At 38.1% G+C, this 26,158-nt stretch carries 27 protein-coding genes; 6 read left to right on the forward strand and 21 right to left on the reverse strand.

Translation table 11 applies throughout. The features are described 5' to 3' along the window. Positions 1-7 precede the first annotated feature (7 nt). The 10 genes from deoC to BQ9859_RS11765 all read right to left on the reverse strand — a co-directional run bounded on the left by deoC (position 8) and on the right by BQ9859_RS11765 (position 9,446). Positions 8-688: a deoxyribose-phosphate aldolase gene (gene deoC, locus BQ9859_RS11720; protein WP_075878337.1), complete on the reverse strand. Its 681-nt coding sequence runs from the start codon at positions 686-688 to the stop codon at positions 8-10. Then, on the reverse strand, positions 678-1,655 hold the full coding sequence (locus BQ9859_RS11725; protein ID WP_075878338.1) for a transketolase family protein: 978 nt from the start codon (positions 1,653-1,655) through the stop codon (positions 678-680). The genes deoC and BQ9859_RS11725 overlap by 11 nt, the downstream gene beginning before the upstream one ends. Continuing rightward, entirely contained in the window at positions 1,639-2,508 is an 870-nt protein-coding gene (locus tag BQ9859_RS11730) for a transketolase (protein WP_075878339.1), read from the reverse strand. Before BQ9859_RS11730 ends, BQ9859_RS11725 begins: the two co-directional genes overlap by 17 nt. 72 nt (positions 2,509-2,580) lie before the next feature. Beyond that, the gene (locus tag BQ9859_RS11735; protein ID WP_075878340.1) at positions 2,581-2,862 is read right to left on the reverse strand and encodes a PTS sugar transporter subunit IIB; all 282 of its coding nucleotides are present in this window, start codon (positions 2,860-2,862) and stop codon (positions 2,581-2,583) included. An 18-nt stretch (positions 2,863-2,880) separates the two neighbouring features. Continuing rightward, complete coding sequence (locus tag BQ9859_RS11740) at positions 2,881-4,290, reverse strand: PTS ascorbate transporter subunit IIC (RefSeq protein WP_075878341.1); 1,410 nt, start codon at positions 4,288-4,290, stop codon at positions 2,881-2,883. A gap of 21 nt (positions 4,291-4,311) precedes the next feature. After that, complete coding sequence (locus BQ9859_RS11745; RefSeq protein WP_075878342.1) at positions 4,312-4,785, reverse strand: PTS sugar transporter subunit IIA; 474 nt, start codon at positions 4,783-4,785, stop codon at positions 4,312-4,314. A gap of 83 nt (positions 4,786-4,868) precedes the next feature. After that, complete coding sequence (locus BQ9859_RS11750) at positions 4,869-6,902, reverse strand: BglG family transcription antiterminator (protein ID WP_235846443.1); 2,034 nt, start codon at positions 6,900-6,902, stop codon at positions 4,869-4,871. 11 nt (positions 6,903-6,913) lie between these two features. Further along, positions 6,914-7,564: a hypothetical protein gene (locus BQ9859_RS11755; protein ID WP_075878344.1), complete on the reverse strand. Its 651-nt coding sequence runs from the start codon at positions 7,562-7,564 to the stop codon at positions 6,914-6,916. 158 nt (positions 7,565-7,722) lie between these two features. Next, positions 7,723-8,289 (reverse strand): DUF1294 domain-containing protein, encoded by a 567-nt coding sequence (locus tag BQ9859_RS11760; RefSeq protein ID WP_202613494.1) that lies wholly within the window; start codon positions 8,287-8,289, stop codon positions 7,723-7,725. Between the two features lie 35 nt (positions 8,290-8,324). Beyond that, positions 8,325-9,446, reverse strand: coding sequence for a YbjQ family protein (locus BQ9859_RS11765; protein ID WP_075878345.1), 1,122 nt, complete (start codon positions 9,444-9,446; stop codon positions 8,325-8,327). Between the two features lie 192 nt (positions 9,447-9,638). On the opposite strand from BQ9859_RS11765, the gene BQ9859_RS11770 reads away from it, so the two are divergent. From BQ9859_RS11770 to BQ9859_RS11790, 5 genes are all read left to right on the forward strand, one after another. Beyond that, complete coding sequence (locus BQ9859_RS11770; protein ID WP_075878346.1) at positions 9,639-10,409, forward strand: SDR family NAD(P)-dependent oxidoreductase; 771 nt, start codon at positions 9,639-9,641, stop codon at positions 10,407-10,409. 21 nt (positions 10,410-10,430) lie between these two features. Continuing rightward, on the forward strand, positions 10,431-10,937 hold the full coding sequence (locus BQ9859_RS11775; protein ID WP_075878347.1) for a cyclophilin-like fold protein: 507 nt from the start codon (positions 10,431-10,433) through the stop codon (positions 10,935-10,937). A 210-nt stretch (positions 10,938-11,147) separates the two neighbouring features. Then, on the forward strand, positions 11,148-11,471 hold the full coding sequence (locus BQ9859_RS12775; RefSeq protein ID WP_235846444.1) for an NAD(P)H-dependent oxidoreductase: 324 nt from the start codon (positions 11,148-11,150) through the stop codon (positions 11,469-11,471). Between the two features lie 13 nt (positions 11,472-11,484). Next, positions 11,485-12,666, forward strand: a complete 1,182-nt coding sequence (locus BQ9859_RS11785) for an iron-containing alcohol dehydrogenase (protein WP_075878348.1) — start codon at positions 11,485-11,487, stop codon at positions 12,664-12,666. 133 nt (positions 12,667-12,799) lie between these two features. Next, complete coding sequence (locus BQ9859_RS11790) at positions 12,800-14,071, forward strand: methionine gamma-lyase family protein (RefSeq protein ID WP_075878349.1); 1,272 nt, start codon at positions 12,800-12,802, stop codon at positions 14,069-14,071. A gap of 67 nt (positions 14,072-14,138) precedes the next feature. On the opposite strand, the gene BQ9859_RS11795 is transcribed toward BQ9859_RS11790, so the two are convergent. The 5 genes from BQ9859_RS11795 to BQ9859_RS11815 all read right to left on the reverse strand — a co-directional run bounded on the left by BQ9859_RS11795 (position 14,139) and on the right by BQ9859_RS11815 (position 19,557). After that, complete coding sequence (locus BQ9859_RS11795; protein ID WP_075878350.1) at positions 14,139-14,804, reverse strand: transaldolase family protein; 666 nt, start codon at positions 14,802-14,804, stop codon at positions 14,139-14,141. An 81-nt stretch (positions 14,805-14,885) separates the two neighbouring features. Further along, positions 14,886-15,632, reverse strand: coding sequence for an SDR family NAD(P)-dependent oxidoreductase (locus BQ9859_RS11800; protein ID WP_075878427.1), 747 nt, complete (start codon positions 15,630-15,632; stop codon positions 14,886-14,888). A 17-nt stretch (positions 15,633-15,649) separates the two neighbouring features. Then, the gene (gene efp / locus BQ9859_RS11805; protein ID WP_075878351.1) at positions 15,650-16,207 is read right to left on the reverse strand and encodes an elongation factor P; all 558 of its coding nucleotides are present in this window, start codon (positions 16,205-16,207) and stop codon (positions 15,650-15,652) included. Between the two features lie 82 nt (positions 16,208-16,289). Next, on the reverse strand, positions 16,290-17,519 hold the full coding sequence (gene pnuC / locus BQ9859_RS11810) for a nicotinamide riboside transporter PnuC (protein ID WP_075878352.1): 1,230 nt from the start codon (positions 17,517-17,519) through the stop codon (positions 16,290-16,292). A gap of 619 nt (positions 17,520-18,138) precedes the next feature. Continuing rightward, complete coding sequence (locus tag BQ9859_RS11815; RefSeq protein WP_075878353.1) at positions 18,139-19,557, reverse strand: SLC13 family permease; 1,419 nt, start codon at positions 19,555-19,557, stop codon at positions 18,139-18,141. A gap of 75 nt (positions 19,558-19,632) precedes the next feature. Here BQ9859_RS11815 and BQ9859_RS11820 point away from each other — a divergent pair, with 75 nt between their 5' ends. Then, the gene (locus BQ9859_RS11820; protein WP_075878354.1) at positions 19,633-20,538 is read left to right on the forward strand and encodes a LysR family transcriptional regulator; all 906 of its coding nucleotides are present in this window, start codon (positions 19,633-19,635) and stop codon (positions 20,536-20,538) included. Positions 20,539-20,565: 27 nt separating this feature from the next. Here the strand turns inward: BQ9859_RS11820 and BQ9859_RS11825 are convergent, their stop codons facing one another. The 6 genes from BQ9859_RS11825 to uxuA form a co-directional block, all read right to left on the reverse strand. Further along, positions 20,566-21,078, reverse strand: a complete 513-nt coding sequence (locus tag BQ9859_RS11825; protein ID WP_075878355.1) for a heme-binding protein — start codon at positions 21,076-21,078, stop codon at positions 20,566-20,568. A 12-nt stretch (positions 21,079-21,090) separates the two neighbouring features. Next, the gene (locus BQ9859_RS11830; protein WP_075878356.1) at positions 21,091-22,242 is read right to left on the reverse strand and encodes an iron-containing alcohol dehydrogenase; all 1,152 of its coding nucleotides are present in this window, start codon (positions 22,240-22,242) and stop codon (positions 21,091-21,093) included. 15 nt (positions 22,243-22,257) lie between these two features. After that, positions 22,258-23,043, reverse strand: coding sequence for a sulfite exporter TauE/SafE family protein (locus BQ9859_RS11835; RefSeq protein WP_075878357.1), 786 nt, complete (start codon positions 23,041-23,043; stop codon positions 22,258-22,260). 706 nt (positions 23,044-23,749) lie between these two features. Further along, the gene (locus BQ9859_RS11840) at positions 23,750-24,487 is read right to left on the reverse strand and encodes an HAD family hydrolase (protein ID WP_083662893.1); all 738 of its coding nucleotides are present in this window, start codon (positions 24,485-24,487) and stop codon (positions 23,750-23,752) included. Beyond that, positions 24,459-25,073, reverse strand: coding sequence for a bifunctional 4-hydroxy-2-oxoglutarate aldolase/2-dehydro-3-deoxy-phosphogluconate aldolase (locus BQ9859_RS11845; protein ID WP_075878358.1), 615 nt, complete (start codon positions 25,071-25,073; stop codon positions 24,459-24,461). Before BQ9859_RS11845 ends, BQ9859_RS11840 begins: the two co-directional genes overlap by 29 nt. Beyond that, positions 25,070-26,149, reverse strand: coding sequence for a mannonate dehydratase (gene uxuA, locus BQ9859_RS11850; RefSeq protein ID WP_075878359.1), 1,080 nt, complete (start codon positions 26,147-26,149; stop codon positions 25,070-25,072). The genes BQ9859_RS11845 and uxuA overlap by 4 nt, the downstream gene beginning before the upstream one ends. Positions 26,150-26,158 lie beyond the last annotated feature (9 nt).

Here is a 26,158-nt window from a genome sequence, read left to right on the forward strand (position 1 = left end):
GTAACTTTTAAACTAATTCAGTATTTATTTCATCTAAAATAGCTAATGATGCGCTTACTCCGATCCTGCTGGCACCTGCATCAAGCATTGCCTTGCAAGTAGCCCAATCACGGATACCTCCAGATGCCTTAACCTTGACCTGGCCATCCGCTTCTTCTACCATGCGTTTTACATTTTCTACTGTGGCTCCTTCTGTACCAAATCCAGTACTCGTTTTGATAAAATCCGGTTTTACTTCTTTTGCAATCTTTGTCAGCTGTGTTATCTCATCAGTGTTTAAATAACAAGTTTCAAAGATGACCTTGATGCCGGCTCCTTTTGAATGGCAAAGATCGGTCAAGCGTTCCATTTCCAATCGTATGTAGTCCCAATCATGCATTTTTACACGACCGATATGCAATACATAATCAATTTCATCAGCACCATGTGCGATTGCTTGTTCACATTCATATTGTTTTGAATCCAGATCACTGCATCCTAAGGGAAAGTCGATCACGCTGCATACTTTTACATCGCTGTCTGCAAGCAAACGATGACACAATGCCACATAAGATGGATTTACGCATACAGAATACGTATGCACTTCTTTTGCTTCTCTGCATAAGTTTTCAATATCTTCTTCTGTCGCAAATGCCTTTAACAACGTGTGATCAAAATAACCGGCAATTACTCTTCTCTTATCTTCCATCTTGCTTTTCTCCTAACAATATATGAATCGTTTTTTCCAGATCTTTTGCGGTCAAACGGAATTCTTCCTGTAAAAATTCTGGTGTTCCCACCTGACCAAAACGTTCTTCTACTCCATGTCGTAAAAATGGGATTCCTACTTGTTTCTCAGCCAACAATGCAGCAACCATGCTGCCAAGCCCGCCATGGATGTTGTGATTCTCAAAAGTGATGATTGCCTTTTTTCCTTTTGCCCGTGCCAAGATCAATTCTTTGTCTAATGGTTTGACACAAAACATATCGATCACTTCACATTCGATCCCTTCTTTTTGCAAGTTCTCTGCACAATCCAATGCATCCGACAATAACTGTCCGCTGGTAATGATCAATACGTCTTTTCCTTCTTTGACCACATTTCCTTTGCCCATCGTAAAAGTCGAACCAGGAGCATACACGTTTCGAACATTTTTCCGATTTGCGCGCAAGTAATGAATACCTTCCATTTTGCTAAACGAGCGGACGATCCATTCACACTGGACGGCATCTGCTGGATCACAGATGATGGCACCTGGAATGCTGCTCATCAAAGCAATATCCTCCCATGTCGTATGTGTGCCGCCGTTAGGTCCTACTGTAAACCCGGGATCCGAACCATAGATATTCAATGTGTTTTTTGCATAGGCACCCGATAAAAAGATCTGATCAAAAACCCTGCGTGTAGCAAAGGGGCCAAATGAATGCAAGAATGGTTTAAAGCCCGTCACAGATAAACCGGCTGCTACACCTACCATATTCGCTTCAGCAATCCCGCATTGGATAAATCGATCTGGGTGGCTTTTTTGAATATCTGTAAATTTGCTTGCACCGCCTAAGTCCGCTTCCAAAGCGACGATCTGTACATCCTCTTTCATCAGTTCTTGCAACGTATCCACAACGACGCTGCGCAGTTCTTTTCCTTTTTCAGACCGGTTTTCACATAACGATAGCATCTTGCAATTCCTCCTTTCTAATTTGCTCTTTCAATTCTGCAATTGCTTTCTCGCTCTCTTCTATGATTTTCTCTCCAGAAAATTTCACGGAATGATTTGATTCCATTTCTTCAAAAAACGGGATTCCTTGTCCTTTGATCGTATCCAACACGATGCATACTGCCTGATCATGGCACTGTTTGGCATTTTCTATCGCCTGATCGATGGCGGCAACATCGTTTCCTTTTACCCTTTGTGTATAAAAGCCGAAGGCTTTCATCTTTTCTTCCACGTTGTAAAGTTTCATGATCTGATCCGTATACCCGTCTAACTGCCGCTTGTTTTCATCAATGATGACGATGCAATGATTCAACCGATAATTTGCTATATACTGAAACGCTTCCCAGCATTGTCCCTCGTCTAACTCGCCGTCACCGACGATCAAGTACACATAGCGATCTGATTTTTTCAGTTTTAAACCTGTCGCTATTCCTGCAGCACTGCTGCAACCCTGCCCTAAAGAACCAGTGGTCATGTCTACTCCCGGTGTCTTTGTACGGTCTGGATGGCTTGGCAATTGCGTATGTCCCTCATTCAAGGTAAATAACAACTGCTTGTCAAAATATCCGCTCTCCGCTAATGCTGCATACCAGCCGGGTCCTGCATGTCCTTTTGACAGCACTACATAGTCCCGATCTTCCATTGCCGGGTTTGCGGGATCAATATGCAACTGTTTCCCATACAGGACACTCATCAGTTCTACGATCGACATCGATCCGCCTAAGTGTCCATAGCCTCTGTGATAAAGCATTTCCAAGATATCGAGGCGAATTTTTTTTGCTAATAATTTGAGATTTTCATATTGTTGTTCCATTTTACATGCCTCCTGATTGTAAAAAAGGTCAAAGAAAAAGCAGGCATTCAAAAACCTACTTTTTCTTAAATGCTAAAGACCAAATACTTCTTTTAATTTTGTCTCCAATTCATTCATATCCAATAATTGATCCAAAAAGATCTTTTTGCAGTTCCAGCCAGCGATTTGCGGTGCCAGATCTTTTCCGACTACAAATAAATCCGCACTATTCTCGCTTGCTTCAGATAATGAAGTATGTGAAACCGAAACACCGCTGACACCTAATTTTTTCAATGCACGTTCTACGTTCATGCTGACGATCATGCTGCTTCCCAGACCTTGTCCACAGCAGCACAAGATATTACGAATTTCCATTTATTAAAACCCCTTTTCTTATTTATTTTCTGCTTTTGCTTTCTTTGGTGCTACATAATTATAAATGATCGGCAACAAGAATACGATGACACAAATGATCAATAGAACCGATCCTTGTACAAATTGCGCAATATTTCCTGTTAAGATACCCAGCCATGAGAAGTCGGCATCAGAGAATGTACAGTTGGCGAAGTTCAATGAACCCATGACCGGCATACAAATCGCAGGCAAGAACGTGATCAATAGACCATGCATGAAGCTTCCAAAGACACATCCTTTTAAACCGCCTTCTGCATTAGCGAATACCCCGGCAGATGCTCCGCAGAAGAAATGCGGAATGACGCCCGGCAGGATCAGTGCAACCGGCATGAGATTGGAGTTGATCATTCCTAATACAAACAAACCAACGATACCGCCGACGAAAGATACTAAGAAACCGATCAATACGGCATTTGGCGCATAAGGGAAGACAACCGGACAGTCAATCGCCGGAACAGCACCAGGCACTAATTTTTCTGCGATACCACGGAAAGCAGGAACGATCTCGCCAACGATCAAACGTACACCGCTCAAGATGATATAGACACCGCCGGAGAAACTCAGACCTCTTGTGATTGCCCATACTGCCCAATGCACGGTTGTTTCGCCAGGAACCAATAAACTAGCACAGTTTGGATATAATGTCGGATCCACGCTCATGAATCCTCTAGCTACTGCAACACCAGTCACGATCAGGAAAAAGATGACCATCGTCAGACCGATCGCAACAGTTGTATCACGCAAGAAAGTCAGTCTTTGCGGGAAATTGACTTCCTCTGTGGATTTGCTGCCTTTGAATAATTTTGCACATTGTGCCGCAAACCAGTATCCAGCTCCGCCAAAATGTCCAAACGCCAATTCATCCGTATGCACGATCTTGCGCATCGTCGGCTGACAATAAGCAGGAGAGAGCACCATGATGAATCCTAACAATAATCCGCCTGCGATCCATAAAGAGACACCTTCCAGACCGCCTACATTCAGGATAACGGCCAACATACATGCCATATACAATGTATGATGACCTGTTAAGAAAATATAATGCCAGCGGGAGAAACGAGCTAAAACGATATTAGCGATCATTCCCAAACACATGATGTACGCTGTATCTGTCGCAAAGTCATTTAATGCTAAAGATACGATTGCTTCATTATTCGGTACCACACCTTGCATGTTAAATGCATAATTGAAGATCTCGCCAAAGGCATTTAATGATCCTGTTTGTAAAAATCCTGCACCAGCTGACAGCACCAAGAATCCTACAATCGTTTTTACTGTTCCTTTTACTACTTCTTCAATCGGTTTACCTTGCAGAACCAATCCAAGAAGGGACATTATTCCGACCAAGATAGCCGGTGTTGATAATATGTTGATAATAAAATCTAGCATGATATCCTTTCCCTCTCTTTCTTATAAAGTCTCATGCATGCAGTTGCTCGCAGCAGAAAGAAATAAACTGTATATTTCTTTTCCACTGGTTGCATCCAAGATTGACTGTACCTGCTTTGGATCCGAAAAAATAGCGGATACAGCCTGGATTCCCTCCATGTGGGAATTACTGTCTTTGGCAACCAAAGTAACCAAGACCCGTACATCATATCCATCTGATTGAAACTTGATCGGATCTTTTAATACGGTTACTGCCATCTGTGTACCAAAGACACCTTTTTTATTACTGGCATGAATCAATGCCAGATTTTCACAGAGGACATAATACGGACCATATTGCTGCGTGTTCTCAAAAACTGCATCAATATATTCCTCGTTACAAAATCCTTGTTCGATCAACGGCTGACAAGCCACGTGGATTGCTTCCTGCCAGTCACTCACCCTTTGGCGAATGGAACAATTTTTCTCTTGTAATATTTCTTTTAATTTTGACATGTACTATCTCCTCCTCTATCTTTACGATACCCTATCTAATTGGTAAAAACGAGACCAATCTTTTTCCATTTTTTGTGCAATTCTTAGTTTTCCTGCGAAAATGTATACGATTTCAGATATGCATACACTTCCTTCGGATCCTTCAAAGAAAGCAGATGTTCTTTTGTTTTCTTCTTTGAAAATATATTTAAAACATCTTTTAAAAGACGAATATGTTTCGTCTGATCCTCCGCGCACAGCGATAAAATAATTCTTGCCTGCTGCCCATTGACAAACGTCACCGGATGTTGAAACAAAGTCAAAGCGACATCCAAATGATGGACTCCATTTTCAATAGCAGAATGTGCTAAAACAATATCGTCTGCTAAAAACATCGACAGCCCTCTATGTGCCTGATCATGAATGATCGAATCTATATATGTCTGATCAATAGAACCGTCTGCTAAAAGAGGCTGACAAGACAAAGAAATGGCTGTTTTCCAATCACATTCTTGTTCGCAGATGACGATATGTCCGTTTTTTAAATAATGTGTAAATTCCCTTCCAAAATTACGATGTGGCACTTTATGGATCTGCATGCCTGTATAATACTCATTTAAATCTTTTTGAAATTCTTCTAAATACTCCATCGGCATATACTGTGCAGCTAAACGCACGATTTCTTGCACATCTACATGCTGTACGGTTTCTGAATACATGCAATGCCGTAAAATAGTTACACGGTCTTGATCCGTTAAGATCGGATGCACAACGATCAGCCGTTTTTCTTTGGCCAAAACGACTGTAGAAATCACCACATCGTAACAATGTTCTGCATGATACTGGCTTAATGGTATATTGCGAATCTCTGTGGCTTGCGGCACTAAAGCAGCGACTTCCGAACGCAGCATATTTCCGGTTCCTATTCCATTTGGACATATGATGGCAATCCGCAAAGCCTTCTGTTTCCCATGCGTCTGTCCTACGTTTAAAAACGCTCCAAAATGCAATGTCAGATAAGCCACTTCTGCATCCGATATCAAACAGCCTAAACCTTCTCCTAATATTTCGCATGATTTTTTAGTCAATTCAAATAATTCTGCATATTCATTCTGAATGCTTTTCAACAAAGGATTCCCTAACTGAATACCGTAACGGTAACGATACAATGAAGTCTTTAAATGCGCATTAATTGCCTGGATCAATTCGTCACGCCGTGCAAAATATATACAGGACACTTTTTCAAACTCTTTTACCAGATCTGAAGCATAGGTATATGTCTTTCCTTGCTCATTCATGACATTGATCGGAATCGTTTGCAATCTGGATCCTAACAGGTGCAAAGTCACATATATTTTTTCATCCATCCCTAAATGGGAAAAATACGTGTCTGCAAGTATGTATTCTTTTGTAGACTGGATCTCTTCTTGATCCATATCTTGAAAATCTAAATATTCATGATGTTTGTCTACCGTTGTCAAAAACATAGCTAAAGCCGGCAATGTTCCTTCTGCATACTCCACATTCAGTTCTTTTTCAATACAGCGCAGCTTCTCCATGATACTAGAAAATTTTTCACTGTTGCCGAGATGATTTTTATTTTGTTTTTCATACTCCCAAAGGGAAGAAAACAGCATAAAAAAAACGGCACGCTTCTTGATGGAATCACCAGCAATCCAATAACCTTCTTTTATGTCATAAGACAGCGTCAATGCATATGGTTCTAAAAAGCTCACCACATTCTTTAGATCATTGATGATCGTATTGCGTGAAACTTGGCACAATTCCATAAATTGTTCAATATACATCGGACAATCACGTATGATGATCGAACAAATGATCCAATGACAGCGTTCTTTTGGCGTAAAAACATAGGAACTGGTATTTTTCAGTTCACTAAATACTTCTTGTATCAAACGCACTTGTTCCGGATTTGCAAAGATTCCCTTGCTTCTTTCTGCAATAAAAGGTTCTATTCCCTGTTGTAATAACCATTCATTGATCTTGTTCAAATCATAATATACACTGCGTCTGGAAACTTCCATTTCATCAGCCAGATCTTGAATTTTTAAATAACCCCCTGCAAAAATGATACGCTGCAGTATATCTTGACATCGTTTTTCTAAACTCAAATACATAGGGATCCTCCTTAGTTCATTAACAATGCTTTTACTCTTTTACTATAGGGAGTGTTACGCAAATTCTGTTTTGCCTTCTTTAAGACATCTTTTGCCATTTCTTTTTGGCCGATGGACAAATACTGGATGCCCAAGATATACTGCAAGATTCCATATTGGATCGGATCTTTCACTTTTTTGGCTTTTTCTTCTTCAATCAGCTGCAATACATATTCGATATCCTCATGCTTTTTTTCAATCAGCACACGATATAACATTTCATTTTGTCTTACTTCTTTTTGATCATTGCTTTCTTGGATGACTGACAGCAGCTCTTTGCACATTTCTTCATTCGACTGGTCCAAATAGTAAAAATAAGCAGCTTTCGCAATGATGATCTTTTGTTTTTTTGAAAAATCACCATCTACGATGCGGCGAGTACGTTTTCCGATTTCTTTCTTGTTTCCTTCTCCGATTGCGATACGAAACAAGTTCCATTCACTGGAAAACTTTCCAAATAAAAGCAGAAAAGCTCTGCTTTCAAAAATACTCTTTGCTTTTTTTACATTTCCTTTTTGCATTGCACGCATTGCACGATTCCATAAAACACTGCGCAAGATCCAAGGCAGCGCAATAGCAAAACTGATCAATAAAATGACTACGACTATAAATTCCACGCTCATCTGTATCACCTAAATCTAAAATATATGGTTTCTTTCTAAATAGCAAAGCCAAATGTTTTCACATTTCAGTGCAATTTTTGCACAGAATTGCACACAAAAAAATCATACATGAATCATGTATGATAAAAAACAATAAACAATGGGATAATTTGTGAAGATCATCCCATTGCAAAAAGGACAAATATCATTATTTGTGTGCACAAGATGACCGGCAAGCCAATTACAAAATAGCTTTTTTGCGTTTTATGTCTGAATACATACATAGCCGACAAGCCGCCGAGAGATCCGCCAAGAAATGCAAAAAGGAGCAGTACGGCATTAGGAATTCGCATTCGCTGTTTTCTTGCCTTCCATTTATCAACACCATAAAGCAGAAAAGTAAATACATTGATAAACAATAGATAAATGAGCAAACGATCCTTTCCCCACAATAATTCAATGATCGATGAAAGATGCACGCTTTTCTGCACAAAAAACGATCGAAACAATACAACCAGTTGTAGAAGTCCTATGCATGCAACCCATACATATGCCATCAAATTGTATTTTTTTAATTTTCGCTCCAAACATGCGATGCCCAATACAACACCAAAAGTTCCTCCCAGCAATGCCAATATCGGCTGCAAATATGAAATGGATTCTTTTTTCAACCATTTCTGCAAACCAACCATCAAAAAGCCGATACTGTTTATGAGCAGTAAGTAAATGATCCATTGATCCAACATCTATTTTCCTCTCTTATAATGCAGCGATCACCTGCTCACGCATAATGAAAGATCGATTGCAGTTCCCTGCAGATCCATTCTAACTGGCTGATCATCTGGCGTTTTAGATGCAAACTATTTTTATTTATTTTCTGTTCTTTTTCCATGCAACCGCAAATTTCATCTTTCTGCAGCTTTTTTCCGCATTTACAAATATAAGCATAATCCGAACAGCCATCTGTATCTTCGCACCAGTATGCTTTTTTAAGCAAATCGATCACTTGTTTGATATTTGCAATATCCTCTTTATCAAAAGATGCTTTTTTTCCTTCCAATATAGGGTACAATACTAAAATTTCAAAATAAATATTGTCTTTCTTGATATATTCTAAAATCACCGGATATTTTGCATATTCTCCTAACAGATGCAGAAAATCAATAAAAAGCTTATTCTCTTTCATTCGCAGCAATCTTTTTGGCTGATTGACATAAAAAGCGTACAGTTCCTCCAATACGCTGGAAAAAGAATCATCGATCGGAAGATGAAAAAGATAATGATGCAATTTTTCGCTTAAACGAAAATCATTCGTAAGAGCATACCGCAGGATCAACATATCTACATCATTGCTATATTGGCGTAATTCATCGCTGATATCGCCTGTCGATAATTGTTCCAGCATATCTTCTACAAATATATCGGATTTTAACAAAGTATCCGTATGTGTATCTGTATTTTTCAGTATTCGTTCCAACTGTACTGCTTTCTTCTTTGTTTCGATCAGTCGATAGACATCGCTTCCATCTACTTGTTGACCGGCTCTTTGTTCTATATTCTCTTTTTGTTTGATTCCATAGACAGCAGTCCCTGCACAGGTAACCATGAACATCATCCGCTGATTCGATGAGATCTCATTCACCTCCATATGGACACCTAATATGATATTGCTGCCAACAGATCTTGCTTTCTCTTTTAATTTATCTACTGCCTGCTTTCTGACCGTAGCAATTTTTCGTTCTAATTTTTCTGAATTTGTTCCAAATGTGTCCGAAACAGATGAAAAAAATTCAGTGACAAACCCGGTACCAATTACGACCGATTCACTGATATAACCGTAATACTTGCGAATCTCATAACCTTGCAAACAATTCGTTGTAACAAGCAGAATCTCTTTTTCCATTATTGTTCTCCTTTTAGATCATCCAATGGGACAATACTATTCATACCCTTCTTTTCTTTATCATAAAAAAGCAGGATAAAAAAAGCAATCCTTCATTTCTATAATTTTTAATTATATTATATGATAATCAATAAGTATTAGCTATTTATTTAATACGATGTTACAGTAAGATCGTAAAGAGAGGTAATTACGATGGAAAAACAAATGTTAAAAGATAAAGTTGCCATTATTACTGGTGCCAGTTATGGTATGGGACAAACGATGGCTGAACTTTTTGCTGAAGAAGGAGCTTCAGTAGTCATTACTGCACGCGGAAAAGAAAAATTAAATCAGGTCGTAGAGAAGATTCGTCAAAAAGGGGGAAAAGCAGTCGGTGTCGTTGCAGATGTCTGTTCAAGCGAAGATACAAAACGTGTATTTGAAACCGCATTAAAAGAATTTGGTGACGTGGATATCCTGATCAATAATGCAGGCATTGGAGAACAAAAAATGATCGATGAGACAGATGATGAATGGATGCAGTATGTCATGAACACAAATTTAGGCGGACCTATGCGTTACATTCGTGAAGCCTTAAAAATATTTCTACCGAAGAATGAGGGGGTCATCATCAATGTCTCTTCTGTGAACGGAACTCGTCCATTTTGTGGAGCAACATATACATCTACAAAGGGTGCATTAAATACCTTAACGAAAAATGTTGCCATGCGCTTGATCAATACAAACATTCGTTGTAATGCGGTGGCCCCTGGCGCAACAGTGACACCGGCACATTTGGCAAACAAAGCTGGTGAACAGCCTGGCGGAGCTGAGATGTTGAAATACAGCGGACATTATGTATACTTTCCAGGACCTGAATGTGATCCGATCGACCAGGCCTATGCTTGTTTGTATCTGGCAAGCAAGATGGGAAGACATGTCAAAGGGCAAGTTTTACAAGTATGTAACGGCGCTTTCCTATAGGATACCAAGGAGGTAGGCCGAATGCATCTATTTCATAAACAAATCATAGCTATTCTGGCTATTGGTTTATTGCTGGTCGGCGGATGCAGCCACCAGAGCGAGAAGGAACAAAGTCAACAAATAGAAACAGCAGAACCTGACAACGCTCGAGAAGAAAGCGATAAGGAGGTAGATGTCATGCGCTTATATGTACAGGTGAATGGACACACATTTTCTGCAACATTAGAAAACAATTCGGCAGTTTCGGCATTGATCGATCAACTGCAAGAAGGACCGATCACTCTTTCTATGAGTGATTATGCAGGATTTGAAAAAGTGGGACCACTTGGAATGGAATTACCTGCTGATGATACACAAACGACTACACAAGCAGGTGATATCGTATTGTATCAAGGCAATCAGATCGTCATCTTCTATGGTTCCAATACATGGAGCTATACTCGTATTGGAAGGATCGATGATTTAAATGGCTGGAGCGAAGCACTCGGCAATGGAAATGTAGATGTGACATTTTCACTAGAAAAGTGAACTTATGCGAATCATCATCTTTAACGAAAGTCCTCATATGAATGGCAATGCTTCATTAATGATAGATGCATTTGTCCAAGAGGCACAAAAAATGGATATCAGATCGATGTCATTTCAGTTTGTCAAATGCAAATCCATGACTGCTTAGCATATGAATGCTGTCATCAAGAAGCAACCGATCATGAAAGAAAATGTATGCAGTAGGATGACATGCAACAAGTATATCCTTTATTGGACAATGCGGATATGATCATACTAGCATCCCCGATCTATCACCATCATTTCAGCGGTCAATTGCAATGTGCCGTCAATCGCATTTATGCTTTAGATAAACCAAAGCATCTAAAAAAAGCCGCATTGTTATTGAGTTCCGGAAGTGATCACGTATATAGTGGAGCAATCTACGAGTATCAAAATTCATTTCTTCAATATTTGAAATTAAAAGACATGGGCATTTACTCAGCCTTTGGAAAACACAATCAAACATCAGAAAAACTAGATGAATTCTATTTATTTGGCAAAAATTTAAATTAAGAGGAGATCAATTATGTTAGGAAATTTTTCATACTGTAATCCAACAAAATTATATTTTGGAGATACTTCTTTAAATGCATTACATACAGAACTTCCAAAATACGGCAAAAATGTTGTTCTTATCTATGGTGGAGGTTCCATCAAAAAGAATGGCATCTATGATGATGTCATCCGTATTTTAAACGAAAATGGAAAAAATGTGGTAGAGATTGCAGGCGTCATGCCCAATCCGACCTTACCAAAACTGTACGAAGGAATTGAAATTGCACGCCAGCATCAAGCTGATCTTTTGTTAGCTGTCGGCGGTGGATCCGTTTGTGATTATGCAAAAGCTGTTTCAGTTTCTGTACATTGCACACAAGATCCATGGGAAAAATATTATGTTCGTTTCGAAGAACCTGATTGTGAGATCGTTCCTATTGCTTGTGTATTGACCATGGTCGGTACAGGATCAGAGATGAATGCTGGTGCTGTTATCACCAATCCAAGCACAAAACAAAAAATCGGACATGTATTTGCAGACGAAAAAATCATGCCAAGATTTTCTATTTTGAATCCAAAGTATACTCTCACATTGCCGCATTATCAAATGACAGCTGGAATTTATGACATTTTTAACCATATCTGTGAACAGTATTTCTCCGGCAATGACGATAATACGAGTGATTATATCAGTGAAGGGTTAATGCGTTCCTTGCTGCATGCAAGCCGTATCGCCAACAAAGATCCACAGAACTATGAAGCTCGAAGCAATATCATGTGGACAGCGACCTGGGCCCTGAATACATTGATTGCAAAAGGAAAGACCACTGACTGGATGGTCCATATGTTAGGACAAGCAGTTGGTGCCTACACAAATGCGACACACGGCATGACATTATCTGCTGTTTCCTTACCTTATTATCGATTCATCATGAAAGATGGATTAGAGAAGATGAAACGTTTTGCGATCCATGTATGGGACATCGATCCGTCTGGTCTCAATGATGAAGAAATTGCAGAGAAAGGACTTGCTGCCATGGAGACATGGATGAAAGAATTAGGCCTTGCAATGAACATCACTGAATTAGGCGTAACAGATGAAATGATCGAAGGCATTGCTGATGCAACGATTCATTTAAATGGCGGTTATAAGGACTTATCAAGGGAGGATATCATAACGATCTTAAAAGAGAGCATGCAATCCAGTCTTTAAAGAAAAAGAGAGCTTCAAAAAGAGAGCTTCAAGCTCTCTTCTTCAAGCTCTCTTTTTTTCTAGGAATGAAATAAACCCATTTCGCAATTATTTAGATTCATGTATAATAATACGGGATTTAGGAGGTATTTGTATGATATATGAACAAATTGATAAAGATCTGCTTGCTATGGCAAAAGAATCCGATACGTTATTGAAAGATATTTATCAAAATATCGATGATATCTGTTTATATAATTCAAATCGAATCTTATCTGCTTTCATTGACAATCAGGTTTCTTATTCCGATTTTGCAGATATGAACGGATATGGAAATTATGATGAAGGACGAGACAAGTTGGAAAAGATCTTTGCTGCCGTATTGGGATGTGAAGATGCTTTGGTACGCCCACAGATCATGAGCGGGACCAATGCTTTGTATCTTACCCTTTCTGCATTGTTAAAACATGGGGATACGATGATTTCTTTATCTGGTAATCCTTATGATTCTTTGCAGGAGATGATTGGACTATATGGCAATTCCACCCAATCTTTAAAGGCAAACGGGGTCGCTTATGAACAAATCGATCTGCTCAATGATGATTTTGATGATGAAAAGATCGTTACGCGTTTGCGACAACAAAATGTGCGACTAGTGGAAATACAGCGATCACGGGGATATTCCCATCGTTTATCGCTTACGATAGCAAAAATAAAGAGAATCATCCAAAAGATACGGGAAGCCAATCAGGATGTGATCATCATGGTGGACAATTGCTATGGTGAATTAGTTGAAAAATTAGAACCCGGTCATGTCGGAGCAGATATCGTTGTCGGTTCATTGATGAAAAATTTAGGAGGCGGTATCGCCAGCACCGGCGGTTATGTCGCTGGTAAGACAGATTTGATCAAAATGGTCGCAGAGCGATTGACAGCTCCTGGAATCGGCAAATCATTAGGCGCCAACTTTAATTTAAATATTTCGTTTTTCAAAGGGATCTTCATGGCTCCGAATGCAGTCAAAAGTGCATTGAAAACTGCTGTATTCACAGCTTATATGTTAGAAAAACTAGGATATAAAAATGTTTCTCCTGCTTATGATGAAGAAAGAACAGATATCATCCAGACATTAGAACTGGGAACGAAAGAAAATTTAGTAAACTTCACGCAGGGAATCCAGTCAACCAGTCCTATTGATTCTTTCGTACGCGTCTTGCCTGCTCCGATGCCCGGCTATCCATTTGATGAAGTCATGGCTGCTGGAAGCTTTACACAAGGAAGCACCATTGAATTAAGTGCAGATGCACCTGTCGTAGAACCTTATACGCTCTATATGCAAGGCGGGCTGACATTTGAATATGGAAAACTTTCGATTTTATTGGCACTCACCAATATGAAACAGCAAACGAATGCAACTCATAAATAATTATCATTTCTAATGACGATCTATCAAAAAAAGAATGCTGCCAACTAGCATTCTTTTTTCCTATACATTAAAATAGCCCCTGTCGATGATAAGTCTTTTCCCAGGTATCGCTAAACTCCTTGACCGCAATCTCTGTCGCAGGATGGCCGATCATTTTATAGGCAATGTCACAAGGAACGGTCACCGCCTGTATACCGGCACAGAGCAATTCATGTACCTGGCGAACATTTTTAAAACTTGCTGCCACCACTTTTGCTTCCATTTCATGAATCTTTAACATTTCGATAAGATCTTTGACTTGACCGACACCATCACCGTAACTATCCATCCGATTAACATATGGAGCCAAATAAGAAGCACCGTTCATTGCGGCCATAAATCCCTGCTCAGCCGTATAGATCGTAGTTGCTAATGTAGGAATACCCAGTTTTTTACATTCTTTAATTGCACATAATCCTTCATGTGTCACTGGAATCTTGACAAATATATTTTTTGGACGCAAAGAAGATATCCATTTTGCTTCTTCCATGATTCCTTCAAAATCCGTTTTTACCACCTGCACAAAGATCAACTGTTCTTCACTGAGTATTGTATCTAATTCCAAAATCAGTTCTTTTACTTCTTTCCCGGAATTTGAAATGATCGTTGGGTTCGTCGTTACACCAGTGACACTTAAAATATGATTCAATTCTTTAATTTGCTTTATATCTGCTGAGTCTAAAATGAATTCCATCTTCCAGTTCCTTTCTTTTTACAACAAACATGATTTATTCTTTCTACTGTTGTAACTATTCTTATTATATATCTATATTTCTTAACAACTCCCAATTTGACCGCCATCAATGCGAATCACCGTATTATTAATGTAATTTGCTTCTTCACTGATCAAAAATTTTACCAGATATGCCACTTCCTTGGGATCCCCATAGCGTTTGACCATGATCTTTTCAACCTCTTCCTTCAGGAATTCTTCATCATAACCATCTAATTCATTTTCTGTTCCAATAAAGCCCGGGGCGACGCAGTTGACATGAATATAAGGGGCAAACTCAAAGGCCAAGTTATGCGTCATAGAGATCAATGCCGCTTTAGAGGCATCATAATCAATACACATTGGATAATAGGTATTGATGCCGTTCGTTGATCCAATATTGATGATACGTCCATATTCTTGTTCCAACATATGGTGATACACTCGTTTGCTGCAATTGAATGCACCAATCACATTCACATCCAACGTTTTACGGAATTCTTCTGCATTTTTTAAGTGAAACAGATTGGAGAGATCAACGGCTGCATTATTGATCAAAACATCCACGCCGCCAAGTTTTTCTTCTATTTCATTTACCATCAAGTTGACTTGATCTTCATCTGATACATCCGCCTGAATGGTTAAACAACGTACACCATACGACTGTATGATCTGTTCTTTCAAAGCAATCGCTGCCTGCTGGGAAGTTAGATAATTAATCACGATATCATACTTATTTTTTGCCAGCTCCAACGCAATTGCTTTGCCGATTCCACAAGCTCCACCTGTAATTAATACGATCTTGTTCATTTGAAAAGAAGAGCTCATTAAGCTCTTCCTGCATATTTACCATCTGTTGAGAAAACAACGATCTTTTCTCCAGGTTCAATAAATTGTGGAACACGTAAAGATAAACCTGTCTCAGTTACAGCATCTTTTGTCTGATTGGATGGAGCTCCTTTGATTGCTGCATCTGTTTCTGCAATTGTCAATTCTACTTTTTCCGGTACAGATACTGATAACAATAAACTTTCAAAGAAAATCAAAGATACTTCTGCACCTTCTACGATGAAGTATTTATTGAAGCCTACCTGATCTTCTGTCAGCTCATATGTTTCATATGTTTCCATATCCATAAAATAATAAGTAGAATCTGCTTTATATGAATACTGTGCAGTCTTCTTGGAAATATTTGCCTGTTCAAATTTTGTAGAAGCATTGAAGTTTCTTTCCTGTGTATTTCCTGTCTTCAAATTCTTCATTTTTGTTTTCAGGATGGCTGCACCTTTTCCAGGTTTTACATGTTGGAAATCCAAAACCTGCCAAGGATCGCCGTCAACGATCAAAGTTAATCCTGTTCTAAAATCTCCTGCTGAAATTGCCATACTTTTTCACTCCTATTTTCTATATTTATACTATTTATCCTGTATTATTTTATCAGTTTTTACCAATATCCTCAAGATGTTATTAAAAGATCGACAATTGTTTCTCTTCTTTATGCGTCTTGATGTAGTTGCTCCACTTGATATATCCATAAGTCGTATTCGTAAAATAACCAAGTTTCAAGATCAACAATACATATTGTCCAGAAATGATATTGATCGCAGCTTCTAATGCTGCACAAATATACCAGGCGATCCACTGTTCTCTAAACCGGAAGAAAATAAACAATCCATTTGCGATACCGACTGCAGAAGCACAGGCATCAATATAGATCACTGCTGTTTCTAACGTTTGATTATGATAAAAATCTGTAGCGATATCTAAACCGCTGATCAAATAACCAATTACGATCGTCCAGACAAAGATACCAACGATCACTAATACTTCCTGCCATCCTTTTAAACGGCGTACGACCGTCAATTCATCTTCGACATCATCTTTATGTCTTGACCAGTTGATGTAGCTGATGATATCGATCGGCAGCCAGAAGAACAAGGTAGTTGCCAAAGTTGCAAAGCGATACATCAACACGATGGAAATTACGATTTCTACGATTTCTACGAACACAGATACCAGGAAATTGTATCGGGATTGTTTTGAAATGAGCAATTCGCAAAGAATATTCAAGAATGTATCCAATAGATACAGCCACATGATGATGATTCCATTGACGCCATTGGCACTCTCTTCAGGAAATAGCACAGAGAAGATCGTAGCCAATACCATGATCGATAAGAACCAGGATTTCTCATAGGTCGTAAATTGCTTTGCAAACAATGTCATGATCAATAAGGATAATACCAGGATCAAAGATGCATTCGCAAAGTTAAAGATCGGCATTGATTGATTGGCCATGGTCTGAGCATAAGCATATTGTGCCTGCTCCTGCGTGACATCTTGATGATCAAAATATAGATAAGTACCATTTGCTCCTTCAAATTCATAAGCCGTGATCGAGTCGCTGTCCAATTGCTCATATTCCTCATACGTATATGTAACGATCAATTCCTTATCGCCGCTGCGATAGATCACATCGCAAACCGTATCTTCTTCACCATCATAATCTTCTACGCTCGTATCCCGCTGCATTTCGATGCTTTGTACAAATTGCAGCTGTCCGACATTTGAATGGACCTTAGAGAAACCAATTGCATAGGAAGCAATGGATCCGATGATCAATAAGGCAAGCAATACCAGTTCGATCACTCTTACCTTTTTATTAGGTTCAATATTCTTTTGAAAAAAACGAATCATAATTCAAATTCCCCCTTCTCTTTTAAGAAACAAATGATTCTTTTCTTACAAACGCGGGGTTATTATAATAAATTTCAGCACTTTTGTAAATAAATGAATATGCAAATCATTTCTTTGCTTTATCTGAACAGATACGGCATTGTACGATTGCAATTATAAAAATAGATTTACACATATTCCTACATTTTTCTGCATCGAATAAAAATGGCCGCAAACAAACTTCTCTCTTGCGACCGATCATATTCAATTCTTGGTATTACCAAAACCTGCGATTCCCTTCTCTCTATCAATCACAATGCCTATTGCAAGATATTGATATGATCAATTGGTCAACAGGACCCACTGTTCGAGAAGATCGATACCTGCTATCTATTCCTTTTTAAAAAAACATGTATCATACATATAAAATATAAGGTGAATTGTGAATCTAGCATGAACAGAACAAATGAAACACATGTTTTAATGTCATTTTAGTAATACCAAGGGAGAAATTTGGCAGGTATCGCTATTGGCTCTCACCTCCAGAAAAGATTGTTCGCAACAGAACATACAAGGAGAAACTTTAACAAACGGATATCATAAAAGGACTTATTTTGTTGCCAGGCATGATGAAAGCTTTCTATATTGTCAAATTTCCAAATCCGGGAAACAATGACATGCATAAATAAGTGTAACCAATTCCTATAAGCAAACGAATCAAGACCATTTTTGTTCCCTTTTTCATCATGAAACCTGGATCTAAACCATAGGATACAGGAATTGCTCTCACACTGATCGGAAGCAGGAATTCAGCATTCATGGCGATACATAATCCAAACCAAAAAGGGATCGGCGAAAAGCCCATGCTGCTTGTCGTATGTAAAACGATACTGGTCAATATTGCGGCACATACGGTAGAATTTGTCACTTCGGATAATAATGTAGCTATTACAAAAATAATAACCACGAGCAGGAACATATTATGAATTGGTATATTTAAAAACAGATCAACGATAAAGCCAGCCGCTTGTGATTCATTCACTAACGTACCTAAAGCCATGCCCCCTCCAAACAACATCATCATGCCCCACAGGCTTTCTTTCTCTACTTGTTTCATGGTAAGAAAAGGCTGTCCGTTTTCTCGTCTCAAAAAGAATAATAATGCTCCGATGATCAAAAAAACATAAGCTGGTTCTAAACCAATAAAGAAATCTGCATAAAGCGGTCTGACAAATGCAAGAACAACAGCGAGAACAAATAAAACTAAACTTATTTTCTCATCTCTATGCATGGGTGGCAGATGCTGCAGCAATTCATTGAAATAGGCTTTTGAACCTTTGATCGGGTCGCAGTCTTTCCCTATCCGTATCATGACGATGCTCAACACAGCCATTACGATCACCAGATAGGGAATCATACGGATCACCCAATCAATATACATAAACTCCTGTTGTGTAAAATCATTCAAATAAGAAATGGCAGTGATGTTCATCGCACCTCCCAATGGCGAGCCGACACCGCCGATACCGGCACCCCATCCAATGCACAACAATACGATATTTATACTGTCATTGCGCATATGCATGTCATATCCAATGCTCTTAAACATCGAAATTGCGATCGGGCATAATAAAGCACATACGGCAACATTCGGCATAAAAGAAGACAAAATGGCACTGGCTGAAAACCAAACCAATATCTGTGAGTGAATCGATGGTCCGATACAAGAAAGGACTTTTAAAGCGATCCTTCTGTCTAGACCTGTATTCTCCCAACTCATCGATAAGAGTCCTGTCCCAAATATTAATACGATACTGCTGGAAACATACGATAATAAAAGTACACTCATATCGACGATTGGAAAGATGGCATTGATAACTATCGGTAAAAGTGCTGTTACCGACATATTGACCGGTCGAAAGATCCACCAATCGATCATCCATAACATCGTGGCAATTGCGATTGCACTTTGTCTGTCAAAAAGCTGATGGAGGAACAAGAAAGCAAGCAGAGCGAGAACAGGGCCCATACAAATATGAAAAACATTGTGCTTTTGCATAGAAAATCCCCCTTTTTTTCAATTTCATTTTGAATTATAATTAAAGTGAATATTTGACGAGAGAAGGAGTTTTTTATGGCATTTTCTTTCCAGACAATTGATGTCATGATTGCAATTCAAAAATATAAAAGCATCTCTCAAGCAGCCTCTCATCTCTATATGAGCGAGCCTGCTTTATCAAAATATATCAAAAGGATGGAGGAAAACTTAGGTCAACCTCTGCTCGAACGTCATCCTTCTGGATGTACATTGACCAAAGCTGGAGAACTTGTTGCTAACAAGGGGTTATCGATCATTAAGATGCGAGATAAGCTTTTGAATGAAATCCGCGATCTTCCAAAACAAAAAGAAAAGATCTTACGTTTTGGTCTGGCAAACTGTTATTCAGAGACACTGTTATCACAGTTCCTGCCATATTTTGTTCAAGAGCATCCAGAAGTCAAAGTAAGTTTGATCATTAACAAAACGGATGTGCTTGAATCCATGTGTATCAATGGAGATATCGATATCATATTAACGCAGGAAGAATATTGTGATCCGCGTCTGGATACAACTGCCATCTGTAAAGAAGACATTGTCATTTTTTTACCAGAGACATATCATGCGCATCCTGATTTGTCTTCCTATATCCAAAAAGGCTCAATTCCTTTAAAATCATTAAAAAATTATCCATGTGCTGAAGGAAACGGACATGAAAGATTCAATCGATTGGTCAAACAATACTACAAAGAAGGAGGATTTCAACCAAATCCGATTTTCAAAAGTGAAAGCTGGTCAACGATCCTTTCACTGATTCCCAGCAATCAATATTATTGCATCATGCCCGATATCTTTAAAACCCCAAGCGAAGGCACTATCAAATTGAATATTGAAAGTCAGTATCGAACACATCGAACCTTGTCATTTGGTTATCAACCACGAAAAACATTGCCAGGCATCTGGCAAGATTTCATTGACACTGCCAGAAAAAACATCAAATAGAATTCCAGCCGTTAAGCTGGAATTCTTTTATCTTTCTGTCTTCGTGATCTTGGGTATATCTACATGTAATTGTTCTGCCATTGCTTCTGCAATTATTTCATGATCTTCATAATGTTTCATCCCCGAGATGACCACATAGCCAAATGGACGACCGCCATTTTTATTAAAGATAGGAATACAACCACCACATAGATATTGATTCCATGGGGTCCATTGCGGATCAAATTCTCCATTCTTTGCTAAAACAAGAGCACGAAGAGAACTCATTCTTATAAAACGGGCATTGATGTATTTATTTTGCATCCACCAATCTGCATCTTTGACTGATCCAGGCATCCGATATAGAAAAATATCATTATCTTCTTCAATGATGCGGATCGCAACAGAGCCATGAAATTTTGTTCTTGCAATTTTTTCGATCAATAAGCCTAATTCTAAAGCATCTTCTCGAGAAAAAGACTCATACTGCAACAATTTTTCCTGTTGTTCTAATAATGCGGCCCAATCAGATTCCGTATAGATACAATCCATTTCTACCATAGCAAACACCTGTTACATTGCTTTATGGTACAATGCAATAATATCTTTTACGCTGGTAGCACGCGGATTTGCCATGACATTTGCACTCTTCATTGCATCTTCTGCCATCGCTTCGATCTTATCTTCTTTTACGCCTACCTCAGATAATGAAGAAGGGATACCTAGATCTTTATTTAATTTTCTGATTTCATCTACCAGCATCTGCGTATTAAAATTCTCAGCAGGCTTCTTGTCACTGCGGATAAAGTTATAGATTTTTTCATATCTTCCATCACGGTCTGCCAAAGCATTGTATTCTACTACTGTTGGCAATAACACTGCATTCGCCACACCATGTGCAACATGGAAATAAGCAGAAACTGGATGACTCATTGCATGCACATTTCCTAACTTGGCCCAAGCGAATGACATTCCTGCAAAGGTGGAACCTAACATCATTGCACATGCAGCAGTTTCATCTTTACGATTTGCAACAAAACGACGGATATTGCTTCCAATCAATTCCATTGCTTTTTCTGCCATTGCATCTGTAAATGGTGTTGCAAAATTTGAAATATATGCTTCTAATGCATGAATGAATGCATCAACACCACAAGAAGCCGCAACACTGGCAGGAGCTGTCATAATTAATTCCGGATCCAAGATAGCATATTTTGGCAAGATCTCATAACTGATGATAGAAAACTTGTAATTTCTAGCCTCATCCGTAATAACAGAAGAAGCCGTAACTTCACTGCCTGTTCCTGCTGTCGTCGGAATAGCGATCATTGGTACGATTGGTCCTGGAACCTTGTAAAGACCTTCATAATCCGTTACTTTACCGCCAAATTTCACCAGCACACCAGTTGATTTTGCCACATCCATCGGAGAACCGCCACCAAGTGCGACAATACTTGTAGCTCCGCATTCTTTATAAGTCTTAACTGCATTTTCAACACATTCTATCGTTGGATTTGGTACGACATCCAAGAAACTTGTGCATGCAATACCTGCATCTTTCACGATCTTTTCAACTTTGGCAACTACGCCCAAACTCTCCAGACCATGGTCTGAAATCAACAGCACATGATCGGATTGATTCTCTTTCAAGATCTCTGGTAATTTTTTTAAACTGCCTACTCCAAAATGAATGTCCTGTGGAACTTTAAAATTAAAATCTTTCATGATATATCTCCCCCTTTAAAGCACAGACATCAAGTTTGTCAATAACATATTGCCACCTACAAATAACAGTACTAAGTAAACAATACGCAAGAATGTTTCCTTGTTGATCTTTTTCAAGAACAATGCCCCTAAGATAAATCCTACGGCAGCAAATGGAAGACCTACGACCAAAGCACTGCTTAATTCAGGTGTCCAAGCTCCATTTCTTACCTGGTTAAATGCATTGATACAATTCAGTACCAGCCATACCCAAGTCATCGTATTACGGAAATGTTCTTTTTCTTTTACCGCATAGATCGTATAGACCGTGATCAAAGGACCTCCAATATTAAATGCACCATGTACAATTCCGCCAACAGCTAAGCACAGATAACGCAATGCTTTTTTTGCTGTCGTATCTTCAACATCTTCTTTTACTTCTTTTTTCAAAATAAGAGGTACGATAATAGATTTATAAATGTTCATCAATGCTATAAAAGTAACGATGCCCCCAATGATGATGCTTGCTGTAACTTGATCCATCATATAGAACAAGAAATTTCCAATGAATAAACCAGGCACACAGAAAACGACGATTTTCCCCAAATCTTTCCAAGCTACATTTTTTCTTTCTTTTAAACATAAAACAATAAATAACGGAATCGTGATCATTGTTCCAAAAGGCACACCTACTGCTGTTCCTAAGATACCATTCGTTACGGCTGCCGCAATGACCGTACTACCAAAACCTGTACATCCCTGGATAAAAAAGCTGATGAAATTCATCAAACCTACCCAAATGTACGAAATGTCAAAAACCATTTCTCTTCCTCCCTACTTGCTCGTTAATTAATTAACAAAGTTATGACATTATCAGTTTAATGAATTGGCAATACATTGTGAAGTTCTTATCAAGAAACCTCCCTATAACAAAATGTTATGGGTTTCTTCATTCTTGTTCTTTCTGTTTCATTCCCTTATTACATGGTTTTTGCAGTATCCGCTTCCCCAATCACATCTCTATATAATCATCACCTTTTCTATATACGAACTTATATTCTATAAATCAAAAGGAATAAATCCTTTAATTTGGTCATCTTATTTTTCATAAAAAACAGCCAAAATAACATATAAAATGTTCATTTGACTGATATACATCCATGTTTGATCCATATTTTCTATTAATGTATACTTGAAAATGATAACTTATGAATAATAATATTTGTTATTATGAGCTTCATCTGCACAAAAACATGCCATATATTTAAAATGGCTATCAGTATCATGTTATATTACATGATTAGCATTTATTGAATAATTTCACATAGATATTGCATTTTTTATTTGATGGTTTCAATGCACTCGCCACATAATTTCCAAACCTAAGATTAACAAGAGTCGAGCATAATCATGATGAAAAGACTAACAGAAATTGCAATTCCATCATTCAAAAAGTAATATAACTAATAAATAGTTGAAATGAAAGATGGTACATCACATCTAAATTAAAAAGAGCATGATGCTATATTCACACTCTTAATTTTGTCTCTATATATTTTTTGACCTCTAATAAACTTTCATATTCTAGGGCACCTTTTATAGTTTGATTTTTAGTCGTTTCTATTTTTTTTAGCAGCTTATACTTTCCAGCATAGTTTGGCATATCAGATAAATCATCTTTGATCCAAAACGGATGCATTTCACCCCTTAATGCAGCATTTACTCCCGCTATTGAATCTTCTAATACAATTGTATGCAAAGGAGAAATATTCAAAAACGTGCATGCCTTTAAAAAAATTTCAGGATCAGGTTTGCTTTTAATAACACTACTACCATCTATGATAATATCAAAAATCATCGGAATCTGTTCCACATCTAACCAATATAGAATTGTATCCATTGTGCTACCTGAGCATAGTGCTATTTTCATACCTATTCCTTTTAAATAGTTCAATAATTCTAATAATCCTTTTTTCTTTCCAACCTTTACCCGCCTCTTTAACCTTTGATTACGTATTTCGATGATTGTATCCCTAAACGACCGTGTAGGAGCCTCTTCTCCATATAAAGTGATTAGCTCTTTCCTTATATCCTCATCATTTCTTCCTGTCAGATATTCATAGACCTCATAACTCATTTCAAAATTCCATATTTGTGCGGATTCCAAATATATTTGATATAAGAAACGTCCTGTTTCTATCATTAGACCATCCATATCAAATATGACTAATTGTATATCATCCATTAACTTTTTGCACAAGTTCATTCAGTTTTCTTTGCGCTTCCTGAGGATCTTTTTGGACATCTTTTTCAGATATGATGAAAGAGCCCCCTACTGCTACTACACGATCATTTGCCAAGTAGTCCAAACAGTTTTCACTGTTTACACCGCCGGTTGGCAAAAAGCGTACATCATAAAATGGGCCACTTAATGATCGAATAGCTGTCACACCACCGTAAATATCAGCTGGAAAAAATTTAACAGTATGGATACCATAATTCAATGCTGATTGTATGTCCCTTGGTGTTGCCACTCCCGGTATTACAGGAATATCTTTTTCAATACAGTATTGAACAACTTCGTCAACCAAAGCAGGTGACACTATAAAACGTGCTCCATTTGCAATAGCATCCTCCGCTTCTTTCTTTGTTCTAACAGTTCCTGCACCAACAATCAATTTACCAGAACGGGATAAAATCTTGATTGCTTCTAATGCCAGATGACTTCGAAAAGTAACTTCAATAAACGGCACTCCCGCATTTACTAAAATACTTTCTAATTGTGGTAAGCAATGCAGATCTGTCACAGTATAAAGAGGTAATAACTTTACTTTTTCTAATTGCTCGATCATTTTTTCCCTTCTTCCAATCTTGATTTACAAATAGCTTCATATAGCCCTTTCAGATACATAAAACCTAATGCCCTATCGTATAAACCATACCCTGGCATAGCTACTTCGTCCCATATTTTTCGGCCATGATCAGGACGAATGACACCATCAAAATGGATTTCTATTAAAGCCTTCATCAATTGATACATATCAAAAGACCCGTCTTCCGAACAATGTGCACTTTCACGGAATTTTTGTTCTCCTAAAAACTCAATATTACGCAAATGGACAAAATGAATCCTACCTGCTAATTCATGTATTACTTGTACCAAATTAGTTTCTGGATTCGCCCCAAGAGATCCTGTACATAAAGTAACACCATTGTATGGAGAATCGACAGCTTTTAAAATGCGTCTATAATCTCGTAAATTCTTTGTGATTCTTGGTAAACCAAATATTTCCCAAGGAGGATCATCCGGATGGATTGCCATTTTTACATCTACCTGTTCGCATACCGGAATGACTTTTTCTAAGAAATATTTTAAATTATTAAACAGATCTTCCTCTGTCATACCTTTATACAAATCCGCTAATACATTAAATTTTTTCAATCTCTCTTCTTCCCATCCCGGTAATTGAAAACCATTGGCTTGCGAATTCACCAATTGAAACATTTGTGAAGCATCCATATCTTTTAATGTATTTTGATCAAAAACCAATGAATAGCTTCCATCTGGATTTTTATAATTTAAATCTGTTTTAGCCCAACCGAAAATTGGTTTAAAGCTATAACAAACAAGATGAATTCCACAAGCAGATAAATTTTTTATCGTTTCTATATAATTATCAATGTACTTATCTCTTTCACCTGTTCCTGCCTTGATTGCATCATGTACGGCTACACTTTCAATTCCAAGAAGTTCTAATCCTTCTTTTTCAATAGAAGATTTAAACTTTTTAATTTCTTCCTTTTCCCAAACTTCACCAGGTAATTTGCCTAGTAAAGTTCCTACAACACCATCCGTACCCGGAATTTGACGAAAATGATGTAATGGTATCGAATCTTTTTCACCATACCAGCGAAATCCCCACTTCATCCAATCATC

It is taken from the genome of Merdibacter massiliensis (assembly GCF_900155395.1).
GTDB lineage: Bacteria > Bacillota_I > Bacilli_A > Erysipelotrichales > Erysipelotrichaceae > Merdibacter > Merdibacter massiliensis.